Genomic DNA, 13,249 nt, shown 5'->3' on the forward strand with positions numbered 1-13,249 from the left:
GACAATGATATCGAGATACGGATGGGTCGCCGCGAGCGCTGCAATCCTTTCAGTCGCCTTCGCCGCGCCATCCCACGCGCAGATTTCCGACGACGCGGTGAAGATCGGCGTGCTGACCGATCAGGCCGGCCTCTACGCCGATGCTGCCGGCCCCGGCGCGGTCGAAGCGGTCCGGATGGCGATCGCGGATTTCGGTGGCAAGGTGCTGGGCAAGCCGATCGCGATGGTCGATGCCGACCATCAGAACAAGGCGGACATCGGCGCTGGCATCGCGCGGCGCTGGTACGAGCAGGAGAATGTCGACGTCATCGTCGATTTCGCCAATTCCGCGGTCGCCTTCGCCGTGCTCGAGCTCACCAAGCAGAAGAACAAGGCGATGCTGGTGTCGTCGGCCGGCTCATCCGATCTGACCGGCAAGGGCTGTTCGGCGAATTCGGTGCAGTGGACCTACAATACCTATGCGCTCGCCAACAGCACGGTTCGGGCGCTGGCCAAATCGGGGGCCAAGAGCTGGTACTTCGTCACGGTCGACTACGCCTTCGGCCATGCGCTGCGCAACGACGCGGCCAGGACCGTGGAGAAGGTCGGCGGCAGCATCGCCGGCGAGGTGCGGCATCCGCTCAACAGCATGGATTTCTCGTCCTATCTGCTGCAGGCCCAGAGCTCGAAGGCCGATGTGATCGCGTTTGCCAACACCGGCGGCGACCTCGCCAACTCGATCCGGCAGGCGCAGGAATTCGGGATGGCGCACACGCAAAAGCTCGCAGCCTTCCTGATGCAGACCAGCGACATCCACGCAATCGGCTTGCAGGCCGCCCAGGGGCTGCAGCTGGCGACCGCCTTCTATTGGGATCTCGACGACAAGACCCGCGACTTTGCCGCGCGCTTCATGGCCAGGACCAAGAAGCGGCCGACCATGGTGCAGGCCGGTCTCTACTCCGCGGTCATGAACTATCTCAAGGCGGTGGAGAAATCCGGCACCGACGACGGCCCCAGGGTGATCGCGCAGATGAAGGACATGCCGATCGACGATTTCTTCGCCCGCAACGCATTCCTGCGCTCGGACGGCCAGCTGATCCACGACATGTATCTCGTGCAGGTGAAGTCGCCGGCCGAATCGAAGGGCGCCTGGGACTACGAGAAGCTGGTTCAGGTGATCCCGGGCAAGGAGGCGTTCGCGACGCCCGAGGAGAGCGCCTGCCCGCTGCTGAAGAAATGATTGCGCGCACGAATCCACACACCACAGGCAAGAAACCACAGGCAAGGCTGGAGATCGCATGACCGAACTGCCGCTGCTCTTTACCCCGCTGCAACTGCGCGACCTCGAACTGAAGAACCGGATCATGGTCTCGCCGATGGCGACCTATTCGGCGCGGGAGGGGCGCGCCACCGATTGGCACACCGCGCATATCGGCAAGCTCGCCGCCGGCGGCGCCGGTCTCGTGTTCGTCGAGCAGAGCTCGGTGAACACCCAGGGGCGCATCACCCATGGCTGCCTCGGCATCTGGGACGATACGCACATCGCGGACCACGCCGCCCTCGCCGGGCTGATCCACAGCTTCAACGCCAAGGCCGCGATCCAGATCGCCCATGGCGGCCGCAAGGGCTCCTCCCAGCGACCGTGGGAAGGCGGCAATCCGCTCGGCGAGGCCGACATCAAGGCGCGCAGCGAAGGCCCGTGGCAGATCGCGGCCTCGAGCGGCACTCCCTTCGACGACGGTTGGCCGGCGCCGCAGATGATGACCGCAGAGCAGATCGGCGCCTTGGTCGACGACTATCGCCAGGCGTTTCGCCGTGCCAGGGCGGCCGGTTACGACGTCATCGAGCTGCATTGCGCGCACGGCTATCTGATGCACTCGTTCCTGTCGCCACTGGCGAACAACCGCAACGACGACTATGGCGGGTCGCGCGAGAATCGCATGCGCCTGCCGCTGCGGATCGCGGCGATCATGCGCGAGGAATGGCCGGACCATCTGCCGGCCTTCGTCCGCATCTCGTCGGTCGACGGCGTCGACATCGGCTGGTCGATCGAGGACTCTATCGCGTTTGCGACCGAGCTGAAGGCGATCGGGATCGACATGGTGGACTGCTCGTCGGGCGGCATGAAATTGCCGCGCGGCAATTCGCTGGTGTCGCGCACACCGGGCTTCCAGGTGCCGTTCGCCGAGCGCATCCAGAAGGAAGTCGGCATGCCGACGGTGGCGGTCGGGCTGATCCGCGAACCGGACTACGCCGAAGCCATTTTGCGGGACGGCAAGGCGACGCTTATTGCGCTCGGCCGCGAACTGCTGTGGAATCCGAACTGGCCCGCGCAGACGGCACTTGCGCTCGGATGCGATCCGGAGTGGACGAGCTGGCCCGAGCAATATGGCTGGTGGCTGAAGCGGCGGGTGGCGCAGCAGGGACGATAGCGATGCCGGTGGCGAAGAAAGAATTGGCGAAGGCCGGCGCGGCTGCCGGCGCGCGGACTTTCGACGGCCCCGATTTCCCCGGCGACACCTCGCGCGACCTGCCGAAAATGGACAATGCGGTCAAGTCGGCGCGGCGCGTGTTCGATGTGCTCGAATTCTTCGAGGAGCACCAGCGCGCCGCTTCCGCGATCGAAGTCGCGGCCGCCCTCAAGTTCCCGCAGTCCAGCACCTCGGCGTTGATGCGAACGATGACGGCGTTCGGCTATCTCCACTATGACACCAGCCGCCGCACCTATATCCCGACGCCGCGGATCTCGATGCTGGGGCACTGGCTGAGCCCGACGCTGTTCACGAAAGGGCGCCTGGTCAATTTGATGGAAGAGCTCTCTGCGCGGACCGGAGAGACCATCATGCTCGCGGTGCGCAACGGGCTCAGCGCGCAGTATGTCCATATCATTCAGGCCAAGCTGCCGATGCGGCTGTATGTCAAGGCCGGAACGCTGCGGCCGCTGGCGCGATCCGCATCAGGGTATGCGCTGCTGTCGGCCTATCCGGACAAGGAGGTGCGCCGCCTGGTGCGCCTGATCAACGCCAACGAGACCCGGCCCGACCGGCAGGTCGACATCAAGGCGCTGCTGCTGGAGCTGAAGAAGGTCCGCGCCAAGGGGCACGCCTTCTCGCTCGGCCTGGTCACGCCGGGCGCGGGCGCCGTCGCCATGAACCTGCCGCCGATTGCGGAATCGAACGAACCGCTGGTGCTGTGCGTCGCAGGATTGAACGACGCGCTGGTCACCCAGGAGACCGAGTTCGCCGACCTGATGCGGAAGGCGATCGAGTTTCATCTGGCGGACTGAACAGATGTCGCTGGCCGATCCGCTCCCGCGCGTGGCATGCAAACAGGGACCATCGAAAGTTCACAATGCGGAATTCGTGCAAAGCGTCCGGCTTCATGCCATCCGCGCAAGTGGCCCTGCGGGCAGCGCTTGTCACGGCTATGGCTTTTCCCCATCATTGAGCGCAAGACAACATCACAAGCAGGGCATGGCCGAACGGCCAGCCCGAGCCAATCAACACGAGGAACGCTGTGGCGGAGAGTGAGAACATCGTCGCCGAGACCGCGGAAAAGATTTTCGCCGATCTCGCGGATGCCCAAACCATCAATCACGACAAGCAGGGCGCATGGAAGGCGCCGCTGTGGCAGGCGCTGACCGAAGCCGGCCTGCCGCTGTCCTGGGTGCCCGACGATCTCGGCGGTTCCGGCGCCAGTCTTGCGGAAGGGTTTAGCGTGCTCAACGTCGCCGGACGGCATGCGATTGCCGTTCCGCTGGCCGAAACAATGCTGGCCGGCTGGTTGCTGACGCAAGGCAAGATCAACTCTCCGGAAGGCGAGATGACCGTGCTGCCGGCAAGCCCGAGGGACCGCGTCACGCTCAACGCCGACGGCAGCCTCTCCGGCCGCGCCCGCGGCGTGCCGTTTGCCAAGGACGCAAAGCATTTCGCGGTGCTGGCTGTTGGCAATGGCGGGGTGTCGATTGCGCTGGTCGATGCCGCGAAGTGCCGGATCGAATCCGGCATCGGGCTCGGCGGCGATCACAACGACACCGTCACGCTCGACAAGGTGCAGCCGGTCACGACCAGGCCGGCGCCGAAGGGTTTTGATCAGACCACGCTGATGCTGATGGGCGGCGTGGTGCGCAGCCTGCAGATCGCCGGCGCGCTTGAAGCGATGCTCGACATCTCCGTGCGCTATTCCAACGAGCGCGTCGCCTTCGAGAAGAAGATCTCGAAATTCCAGGCGGTGCAGCACAACCTCGCCCGGCTCGCCGGCGAAAATGCCGCAGCACTGGCTGCCGCGACCTCGGCCGCCGACACGATCGTCAGCGCCAAGTCGCTGGACACCGATGCGGTGTTCCTGGAGGCCGCAGCGGCTAAGATCCGCTGCTCCGAGGCGGCGGAGAAGGGCAGCGGCATCGCGCACCAGGTGCATGGCGCGATCGGCTTCACCATCGAGCACATCCTGCACCGCTATTCGCTGCGGGCGCTGGCCTGGCGCGACGATTTCGGCTCGGAGAGCTACTGGGCGGTCGAGCTCGGCAAGCTCGTCGCGAATCGCGGCGCCGATGAATTGTGGCCGCTGGTGGCTTCGCGCTGAGATCAGGCAAAAAGATCAGGACTGGACATCATGACCGCAGCCCTTCGTTTCGATCCGATCCGCCTGCCGGAAAAATGCGAGCAGCTCCGCAAGGAGGTGCGCGCCTTCCTCGCCGAGGAAATCGCCGCCGGCACCTTCGATCCCCACGCGCCGAACCGCGAGGACAATGACGCGCCGGAATTCTCCCGCCGCGTCGGCGCCAAGGGCTGGCTCGGCATGACCTGGCCGAAGAAATATGGCGGCCAGGAACGCTCGTTCCTCGAGCGCTATGTCGTCACCGAGGAGATGCGAGTGGCGAACGCGCCGACCCGGCGCTTCTTCGTCGCCGACCGCCAAAGCGGGCCGGTGCTTCTGAAATACGCCCCCGAGCACATCAAGATGGATATCCTGCCGCGGATCTGCCGCGGCGAGGTCTGCTTCGCCATCGGCATGAGCGAGCCGAACTCGGGCTCCGACCTGTTCGCGGCGAAGACCCGCGCGACCAAGACCGACGGCGGCTATCTGATCAACGGCACCAAGATCTGGACCTCGTCGGCGCACATCGCCGACTACATGATCGCGATCTTCCGCACCTCGCCGCCGACCAAGGAAAACCGCCGCCACGGCCTGACCCAGTTCCTGGTCAAGATGAAGCAGCCGGGCATCCAGGTGAATCCGATCGGCCAGATCACCGGCCAGTTCGAGTTCAACGAGGTCGTGTTCACCGACTACTTCGTGCCCGACGATCACGTGCTGGGCGAGGTCGATGGCGCCTGGAAGCAGGCGACGTCGGAGCTCGCCTATGAGCGGTCCGGCCCCGAGCGCTTCCTCGAGACTTACTACGTGCTCACCGAGCTCGTGCGCGCGGTCGGCAAGAACCCGGACACCCGCAGCGCCGAGGGCATCGGACGCCTGGTGGCGCAGGTCCACACCATGCGCCGCATGTCGGTGTCGGTCGCGGGCATGCTGCAGGCCGGCAAGGAGCCGGTGGTCGAAGCCTCGATCGTCAAGGACATCGGCACGGTGTGGGAGCAGCAGCTGCCGCATCGCGTGCGCGATCTCGCCGCCTTCGTCGAGGAGACCGCGACCAACCGCGAGACGCTGGAAAAGCAGCTCGATTTCGCCATCAAGACCGCGCCCAAGCTGACGATCCAGGGCGGCACCACGGAAGTGCTGCGCGGCATCATCGCCCGCGGACTTGGTCTGCGCTAGCCGCGCGGGCTCGCCTTCGCTAATTCAACGAGGACAGATCATGACCAAGTACACTGATATCGGCGTCGAAACCCACGGCCATGTCGGCCTGATCGAAATCCGAAAGCCGCCGCTGAATTTCTTCGACGTCGCGCTGATCAACCAGATCGCCGACGCGCTGGAGGAGTTCGACAACAATATCGAGATCCGCGCCTCGGTGCTGGCGGCGCAAGGCAAGGCGTTCTGCGCCGGCGCCAATTTCGGCGATCCGGCCCGCCAGGAGCAGGAAGAGCGCGCCAAGAGCGATCCGGCATCCAACCTGCCGATCAACCATCTCTACGTTCAGGCGGTGCGGATCTTCCGCAACAAGAAGCCGATCGTCGCGGCGATCCATGGCGCCGCGATCGGCGGAGGCCTCGGCCTTGCCGTCTCCGCCGACTTCCGCGTCGCCTGCCCCGAAGCGCGCTTCTCGGCCAACTTCACCAAGCTCGGCTTCCATCCGGGCTTCGGCCTGACCACGACGCTGCCGGAGCTGATCGGCAAGAACAACGCCGAGCTGATGTTCTACACCAGCCGCCGTGTCACCGGCGAAGAAGCCTATCGCTGGGGCCTCGCCAACGTGCTGGTGCCGCAGGACCAGGTGCGGGCCGAAGCCATGAAGCTCGCGCAGGAGATCGCCGAATGCTCGCCGCTCGGCCTGGTCTCGACCCGCGCCACCATGCGCGCCGGCCTCGCCGACCGCGTGCTCGCCGCCACCAACCATGAGCTCGCCGAGCAGACCAAGCTGCGCGCGACCGAAGACTTCAAGGAAGGCGTCAAGGCGACGGCCGAACGCCGCGTCGCGAATTTCAAGGGGCGGTGAAGCTGCGCGCCCGTCTCTCTCAACACGTCGTCCCGGCGAAAGCCGGGACCCATAACCACCGATGCGAGTGGCGCGACAAGCCGTCTCCCCTTGTGCCCTTTCCGCGGGCCGCAGCGTATGGGTCCCTGTGTCTTGGAAGTGTGTCAGGATGAGGGTGGGCGGGAAGCCGTTGGGTCCTTGGCGCTTGACGCCGTGAGCCGGCTCGGTCTCCCGCCCGTTCCATCTATCAACCTGAACAGTTGCACGAGGCTGCACCAACAGACCTCGCATCACAGGGACAGGCACCGTGATCATAGCTCTTCGTTACGTCGGAATCGACATCTCCAAGAAACACCTCGATATCTTTGATGAGGCTGACGGCGTGCCGAGGCGCATTGCCAACGCGACACAGGCCATCACACAGCAGGTGGCGCGTTGGCAATGCGATGCGCTGGTGGTCTTCGAGGCGACGGGTATCTATGACCTCGCGCTTCGCGAGGCGCTGCGTCAGGCCGGGATCCAGTTCGCACGGATCAACCCGGCCCGTGCCCGCGACTTTGCACGGGCCAGCGGCCTACTCGCCAAGACCGATCCGATCGATGCGCGGATGCTGGCGGCCTTTGCGCGGGCCATGCAGCCCGCCCCCGAGCAGGTCGCCGATCCTGCACGGGGCGCCTTGGCGAGGCTTGCAAAACGGCGGGATCAGCTGGTCCTCATGCGCGCCCAGGAGAAGAACCGGCGCAGCGAGGCCGACGATCGCGCCATGGCCGAACGCATCGGCCGCCTCATCGAGGTCCTCGACAGCGAGATCGCCGAGATCGAGGCCGACATCAGCGCATTGATTAAAGCCGAAGCGCAGATCGCGGACGATGCGAAGTTAATGCGTTCGCTGCCCGGCGTGGGTCCCGTGGCCTGCATGCAGCTCATCGCGCAGATGCCGGAACTCGGGCGGGTCGGACCGAAACAACTCGCAGCGCTCGCTGGCCTTGCTCCCTTCAACGTCGACAGCGGCACCTTCCGCGGCAAGCGCAAGATTGCGGGCGGCCGAAAGCGCGTTCGTGACGCCCTCTATATGGCGGCCCTCAACGCAGTTCGCAGAGCTGATCCGTTCAAGGCCTTCTATGCACGACTGCGACAGGCCGGAAAACCAGCCAAGCTCGCCCTCATCGCCGTCGCCAGGAAGCTGCTCACGGTCCTCAATGCCATGATGCGAGACCGAAAGCCGTACCTGCAGACCAAACCAACATAACAGTTGCCGGCCTTCGCCGGGACGACGGTGGGGAGATGGCGCGCTATCCCTTCGGTACCACCAGCGCGTCGACGATCGTGACGCCCTGTCCCTCCGGATGCACCAGCACCGGATTGACCTCGATCTCGGCGATCTCGCTTGCGTGCTGCGCCGCCAGCACTGAAATCTGCGAGATCAATCGCGCGAGTGCCGCGACATCCGTCTTCGGCGCGCCGCGGAAGCCGTGCAGCAGCGGCGCGGCCTTCAGCGTCTCCAGCATCGTGGCCGCTTCAGCCGCGCTCACCGGCGCGGGGCGATAGACCACGTCCTTGAACAGTTCGGTGGTGATGCCGCCGAGCCCCACCATCACCATCGGCCCGAAGGTCGCATCCGTCATGGTGCCGACGATGATCTCGACGCCCTTCCTGGCCATCGGCCCGACCAGCACGCCCTGGATTTCAGCGCCCGGCCGCTGCTTCTGCACCGCCTCCAGCATGTCGCGATAGGCCGTGAACGCCGCGCCCTTGGCGGCGATGTTGACGCGGACGCCGCCGACCTCGCTCTTGTGTGCGATCGCGGGCGACTGGATCTTCATGACCAGTGGAAATCCGGCGCGCTCGATCGCAGCATCAAGCCCGTCGCGGTCGGTCACCAGCACCTCGTCGGGCAACGCGATCCCGGCCGCGCGCAATAGCGCCTTGCTGTCATATTCGGACAACGTCTTCGATTTGAGATGCGCGGAGAGATCGCGCGCCTGCGCCGCGGATGCCGCGATCTCCGGCGCGGGCTTGAAGGCGGCATAGTCCGCCAGCCGCCGCATCGCGACGCCAACATGGGTCAGCCCCGAGAGCACCACCACGCCCGATTTGACCAGCTCCTGCCGCGCGAACTGCGACGGCAGCGTGTAGGAATAGAACACCACCGGCTTGTGCTGCGCCGCGATCACCGGCTTCAATTCGGCTTCCTTGAACGGCATCCGCGTCTCGCTCGACAGCGACAGCACGACCAGCGTCGCGTCCACTTCATCAGATGTGTCGAACAGCTCGATGCTCTTCTGCAGCCCGCCGGAGGAGACGCCCTGCGCGGTGACGTCGACCGGATTGCCCGCCGCGCCATAGGACGGCATCCATTGCTTGATCTGGCTCTGGATCGCGGCCGATAGCTCCGGCACGCGCAGGCCTTGCATCGAGACGGTATCGGCGCCCCAGATGCCGGCGCCGCCGGACACCGTCAGCACCGCGACGCGATCGCCCTTCGGCAGCGGATTGGTGGTCAGAACCGCGGCAATGGTCACGGCCTCGTCGAGATCGTTGGAGACGATGAAGCCGTATTTCGCGAACACCGCGTCATAGGCCGCCGACCAGCCCGCCATGCTCGCGGTGTGCGAGGCCGCCGCGCGCTCGCCGGCGCCGGAGCGGCCCACTTTGGTTACGATGACGGGCTTCCTGAGCTCTGCCGCGCGCCTCGCCGCCGCCAGGAACTTGTCGACGTCCCTGATGCCCTCGATGAACAGCAGGATCACGTCGGTCGAGGCATCCTGCACCATGTAGTCGAGGAACTCGCCGGCGCCGAGATCGCTCTCATTGCCGGCGCTGACGACATAGCTGAGCGCGACACCAAGCGCCTTGGCGCGATGATAGATCGCAAAGCCGATGCCGCCGCTCTGCGCGACGATGCCGATCCGCCGCCTGCTCGCGGCCAGATCGGGCGCATCCGGCTTGACGTCGACGGTCGGGCTGAAGGTCGCGGCGACCTTCTGCACCTGGCTGTAAAACCCTTCGGCATTGGGCCCGGAGATCCGCATCCCGGTCCGCTTCGCCAGCGCCACGATCGCGTCCTGCATGTCAGCGCTGTCGCCGCCCTCTTCGGCAAAGCCGGATGAGATGATGACCGCATTCTTCACGCCGGCTGCGGCGCATTGCTCCAGCGCCGGCAGTACCGCACGCGCGGGAATGACGATAACGGCAAGATCGATCGGCGCGCCGATCTCGGCGACCGACTTGAAGCATTTCAGCCCGTCGATCTCGTCATAATTCGGATTGATCGGATAGAGCGCGCCGGGATAGTCGTTCTTGCGCAGCATCGCGAGCAGCCGCCCGGGAATCTTCTCGTGATCGCGCGAGGCGCCGATCAGCGCGATGCTTTCTGGAGCGAAGAAGGTATCGAGCGAATGCGGCATGGGGGCGTGTTCCCGATTATTGTTGTTGCTCTTGACGATATTGGATCGCTACAGCGAGCTCAACCATTCGCCCGTCATCCTGAGGAGGCCGCGCAGCGGCCGTCTCGAAGGATGAACGGTCCGGCCGACGGCCGTACATCCTTCGAGACGCGCTACGCGCTCCTCAGGATGACGGGTTTTGTAGTCCCGTAGCCCGGATGGAGCGCAGCGCAATCCGGGAACGCTCCATCCGCGAAGAGCCCGGTCCCGGATTTCGCTTCGCTGCATCCGGGCTACGAAATCACGCCGTCAGCTTGAACGTCACGCCGCTGAGCAGGAACTCGTCGCCCTTCACCGCACAGCCTCTGGCTTTTGCGGCCTCCAGCACCTTCGCCTTGTCGACGACCTTGAACGTCAAGCCGCTCATGATCTCGCTGTCGCCCTTGACGAAGCGGAAGGTGTTGTTCGGCAGCTTCACCACGGGACCATCGGCGGGAATGCCGATGATCCTGCCCCAATGCGCCGCCAACCCCTCAGGCTCGGGACTCTGCATCTCGACCTCGGTCAGCGACAGCGTCGTGTCCTTGCGGATCGACTTCTGCCAGTCCGGGCCGGCCGGCGGATACGGCCCCAGGATGTCATCGCTGCCGTCGGTGTGGTTGAACTCGATGAAGGCAGCGCGGCAGTCGCGCGGGTGCAGTTGCACGCCGTGATACGGCGCGTGCGTGATGACATTCGCGGTGCGCACGCCCATCGCATTGGCCTTGGCGCCGCGCGCGTCGGGATCCTCACAAGCGAAGATCGCCATATAGCCCCCGCGGCCACCGGTCTTCTCGATGAAGCGCCCGGCCGCCGTGCCCGGCCCCGGCTGGAACGGCGCGACGACTTCGAGCAGGATGGTATCGACCGGCAGCAGCGCATTCTCGAGGCCGTATTTCGCGACGTTGCCGTCGCGATAGCAGACGTCGAGGCCCATGATCGCGGAGATGTCCGCGATGACGGGCGCAAGCTGCGGCGCCACCAGGCAGATCTGCCGCAGCCGCATGTACTCGGCCATGGTCTACTGCCCCTGGAAGGTGGGCTTGCGCTTCTCGACGAAGGCTTTTGCCGCTTCCTTGTGGTCCGTGGTCTCGCCGGCACGCGTGTGATGGATCGCCTCGCCGTCGAAGCAGGCCTCCAGCGTCATGGTCTCGGCATTGTTGATGTTGCGCTTGATGTAGCCGAGCGCCACCGACGGGCCCTGCGCCAGTGACCGGGCCAGCTCCAACGTCTCGGCCTCGACATCGGCATCGGGCACCACCTTGGAGACCATGCCGAGGTTGTAGGCTTCCTGCGCCGACAGCACCGGCGACATCATGTAAAGCTCGCGCGCTTTCGCGCTGCCGAGCATCTTGGTCAGGAAATAGGTGCCGCCATAGTCGCCGGAGAAGCCGACCTTGGCGAAGGCGGTGGTGATCTTGCAGGAGGCGCCGGCAACGCGGAGGTCGCAGGACAGCGCGATCGAGAGCCCGGCGCCGGCCGCCGCACCGTCGAGCTGCGCCACCACCGGCTTCGGCATCTGGTGCAGGATGCGCGAGACCTCCATGCCGCGGCGCAGGTTGGCCATCTTGGCCTCGAACGGCAGCGGGGCGCGGCCTTCCGCCATCGACTTGACGTCGCCGCCGACGCAGAAGGTGCCGCCGGCGCCCCGGATCAGCACCGCGCGCACCTCGGTATCGTCCTGCGCCCGCCGCGCCGCCTCGACGAGGCCGCGCGTCATATCGGGATTGAGCGCGTTGCGTCGATCGGGACGGTTCATGGTGATGGTGAGCAGGCCCTTGTCGAGGGATTGGAGGACCATCTGATTATCGCTCATGGCGTTTTGCCTTTCGTTGTTGTTTTGAATTCGTCATTCCGGGGCGATGCAACGCATCGAACCCGGAATCTCGAGATTCCCCGGTGCGTAGTTGCGCACCTGAGGTCTTGTCCTTCGGACCATCCCGGAATGACGCTTCGCGTCACTTCTTCACCAGCGGGCAGCGTGACTCCGACAGCGGCTGGAAGGCCTGGTCGCCCGACACGGTCGCCACCAGCTTGTAGTCGTCCCAGCGGCCCTTCGATTCCGACGGCTTCTTGACCTCGAACAAATACATGTCGTGCACCATACGGCCGTCCTCGCGGATCTTGCCGTTCTTGGTGAACATGTCGTTGATCGGGGTCTCCTTCATCACCTTCATGACGGCGGCCGCATCGGTGGTGCCGGCGGCCTTCACCGCCTTGAGATAGTGCGTCACCGAGGAATAGACGCCGGCCTGTGCCGAAGTCGGCACCCGCTTGGTGCGTTCCATGAAGCGCTTCGTGAAGGCGCGGCTGTCGTCGTTGAGATCCCAGTAGAAGGCTTCCGCCAGCAACAGGCCCTGCGCGGTATCGAGCCCGACGCTGTCGATGTCGGTGACAAAGGCCAATAGCGGCGACAGTTTCTGACCGCTCTTGGTGAGACCGAATTCCGCCGCCTGCTTGATCGCGTTGATGGTGTCGCCGCCGGCATTGGCAAGGCCGATCACCTTGGCCTTCGAGGCCTGCGCCTGCAGCAGGAAGGAGGAGAAGTCCGAGGTGTTGATCGGATGCCGCACGCTGCCGAGCACCTTGCCGCCCGACTTCACCACGACGTTGCTGGTGTCCTTTTCCAGGTCCTGGCCGAACGCGTAGTCCGCGGTCAGGAAGAACCAGGTATCGAGACCGGATTTCACCGCGGCAAGGCCGGTCACATTGGCCTGCGCGAAGGTGTCGAACACATAGTGCACGGTATAGGGGCCGCAGGCCTCGTTGGACAGGCGGATCGAGCCCGGACCGTTGAACATGATGATCTTGTTGCGCGCCTTGGCGATCTCGGCAGCGGCGAGCGCGGTCGCGGATGCCGCGACGTCGAAGATCATCTCGACGCCCTGGTTGTCGATCATGTCGCGGGCGATGTTGGCGGAGAGGTCTGCCTTGTTGAGATGGTCGCCGACCACGATCTCGACCTTGCGGCCGAGCACCTCGCCGCCGAAATCCTCCACCGCCATCTTGGCGGCGGTTTCGCTGCCCGAGCCGGTGATGTCGGCATAGAGGCTCGACATATCGAGGATGCCGCCGAGCTTCAGCGGAGGCTTGTCCTGCGCCAGCGACGCATTCGCCGAGATCGCAAACGCACAGGCCAACACGCCGGCCAAAACTCGTCTCATTCCAATCCTCCCTTGCAGCGCGGACCTCGTTCCATCAGGTCCGTTTCGAGGGCCGGATCATGCCGCATGGCCTGCACTGCAGCAAG

11 protein-coding genes are annotated in these 13,249 nt (G+C 65.1%); 7 read left to right on the plus strand and 4 right to left on the minus strand.

Annotated elements, in window-relative coordinates:
* Positions 1 to 4: 4 nt before the first annotated feature.
* The 7 genes from XI02_RS43580 (at position 5) to XI02_RS43610 (ending at position 7,823) form a co-directional block, all read left to right on the plus strand.
* The gene (locus XI02_RS43580; protein ID WP_172646409.1) at positions 5 to 1,219 is read left to right on the plus strand and encodes an ABC transporter substrate-binding protein; all 1,215 of its coding nucleotides are present in this window, start codon (positions 5 to 7) and stop codon (positions 1,217 to 1,219) included.
* A 58-nt stretch (positions 1,220 to 1,277) separates the two neighbouring features.
* Positions 1,278 to 2,411: an NADH:flavin oxidoreductase/NADH oxidase gene (locus XI02_RS43585; RefSeq protein ID WP_172646408.1), complete on the plus strand. Its 1,134-nt coding sequence runs from the start codon at positions 1,278 to 1,280 to the stop codon at positions 2,409 to 2,411.
* A 2-nt stretch (positions 2,412 to 2,413) separates the two neighbouring features.
* Positions 2,414 to 3,265, plus strand: coding sequence for an IclR family transcriptional regulator (locus tag XI02_RS43590; protein ID WP_016842392.1), 852 nt, complete (start codon positions 2,414 to 2,416; stop codon positions 3,263 to 3,265).
* A 230-nt stretch (positions 3,266 to 3,495) separates the two neighbouring features.
* The gene (locus XI02_RS43595) at positions 3,496 to 4,563 is read left to right on the plus strand and encodes an acyl-CoA dehydrogenase family protein (RefSeq protein ID WP_172646407.1); all 1,068 of its coding nucleotides are present in this window, start codon (positions 3,496 to 3,498) and stop codon (positions 4,561 to 4,563) included.
* Between the two features lie 30 nt (positions 4,564 to 4,593).
* A complete protein-coding gene (locus XI02_RS43600) occupies positions 4,594 to 5,754 on the plus strand; it encodes an acyl-CoA dehydrogenase family protein (RefSeq protein WP_018269158.1) in 1,161 nt (386 codons plus the stop codon).
* Between the two features lie 40 nt (positions 5,755 to 5,794).
* Complete coding sequence (locus XI02_RS43605; protein ID WP_018269159.1) at positions 5,795 to 6,595, plus strand: enoyl-CoA hydratase/isomerase family protein; 801 nt, start codon at positions 5,795 to 5,797, stop codon at positions 6,593 to 6,595.
* A 286-nt stretch (positions 6,596 to 6,881) separates the two neighbouring features.
* Positions 6,882 to 7,823 carry an IS110 family transposase gene (locus XI02_RS43610; protein WP_018271587.1) on the plus strand — a complete coding sequence of 314 codons (942 nt, stop codon included), beginning with the start codon at positions 6,882 to 6,884 and terminating at the stop codon, positions 7,821 to 7,823.
* A gap of 43 nt (positions 7,824 to 7,866) precedes the next feature.
* Here XI02_RS43610 and XI02_RS43615 read toward each other — a convergent pair whose 3' ends face one another.
* From XI02_RS43615 to XI02_RS43630, 4 genes are all read right to left on the minus strand, one after another.
* Positions 7,867 to 9,981 carry an acetate--CoA ligase family protein gene (locus XI02_RS43615; RefSeq protein ID WP_172646406.1) on the minus strand — a complete coding sequence of 705 codons (2,115 nt, stop codon included), beginning with the start codon at positions 9,979 to 9,981 and terminating at the stop codon, positions 7,867 to 7,869.
* Between the two features lie 280 nt (positions 9,982 to 10,261).
* Entirely contained in the window at positions 10,262 to 11,017 is a 756-nt protein-coding gene (locus XI02_RS43620) for a hypothetical protein (protein WP_016840374.1), read from the minus strand.
* Between the two features lie 3 nt (positions 11,018 to 11,020).
* Positions 11,021 to 11,815 (minus strand): enoyl-CoA hydratase, encoded by a 795-nt coding sequence (locus XI02_RS43625; RefSeq protein WP_076832822.1) that lies wholly within the window; start codon positions 11,813 to 11,815, stop codon positions 11,021 to 11,023.
* A 142-nt stretch (positions 11,816 to 11,957) separates the two neighbouring features.
* Positions 11,958 to 13,163, minus strand: coding sequence for an ABC transporter substrate-binding protein (locus XI02_RS43630; RefSeq protein WP_026191980.1), 1,206 nt, complete (start codon positions 13,161 to 13,163; stop codon positions 11,958 to 11,960).
* Positions 13,164 to 13,249 lie beyond the last annotated feature (86 nt).

This window comes from Bradyrhizobium sp. CCBAU 21365 (assembly GCF_015291305.1).
GTDB lineage: Bacteria > Pseudomonadota > Alphaproteobacteria > Rhizobiales > Xanthobacteraceae > Bradyrhizobium > Bradyrhizobium elkanii.

Coding starts and splice junctions, on each gene's coding strand:
- XI02_RS43620 (WP_016840374.1), bottom strand. CDS start 11,017: ATGGCCGAGTACATGCGGCTGCGGCAGATCTGCCTGGTGGCGCCGCAG.
- XI02_RS43585 (WP_172646408.1), top strand. CDS start 1,278: ATGACCGAACTGCCGCTGCTCTTTACCCCGCTGCAACTGCGCGACCTC.
- XI02_RS43600 (WP_018269158.1), top strand. CDS start 4,594: ATGACCGCAGCCCTTCGTTTCGATCCGATCCGCCTGCCGGAAAAATGC.
- XI02_RS43625 (WP_076832822.1), bottom strand. CDS start 11,815: ATGAGCGATAATCAGATGGTCCTCCAATCCCTCGACAAGGGCCTGCTC.
- XI02_RS43615 (WP_172646406.1), bottom strand. CDS start 9,981: ATGCCGCATTCGCTCGATACCTTCTTCGCTCCAGAAAGCATCGCGCTG.
- XI02_RS43605 (WP_018269159.1), top strand. CDS start 5,795: ATGACCAAGTACACTGATATCGGCGTCGAAACCCACGGCCATGTCGGC.
- XI02_RS43630 (WP_026191980.1), bottom strand. CDS start 13,163: ATGAGACGAGTTTTGGCCGGCGTGTTGGCCTGTGCGTTTGCGATCTCG.
- XI02_RS43580 (WP_172646409.1), top strand. CDS start 5: ATGATATCGAGATACGGATGGGTCGCCGCGAGCGCTGCAATCCTTTCA.
- XI02_RS43590 (WP_016842392.1), top strand. CDS start 2,414: ATGCCGGTGGCGAAGAAAGAATTGGCGAAGGCCGGCGCGGCTGCCGGC.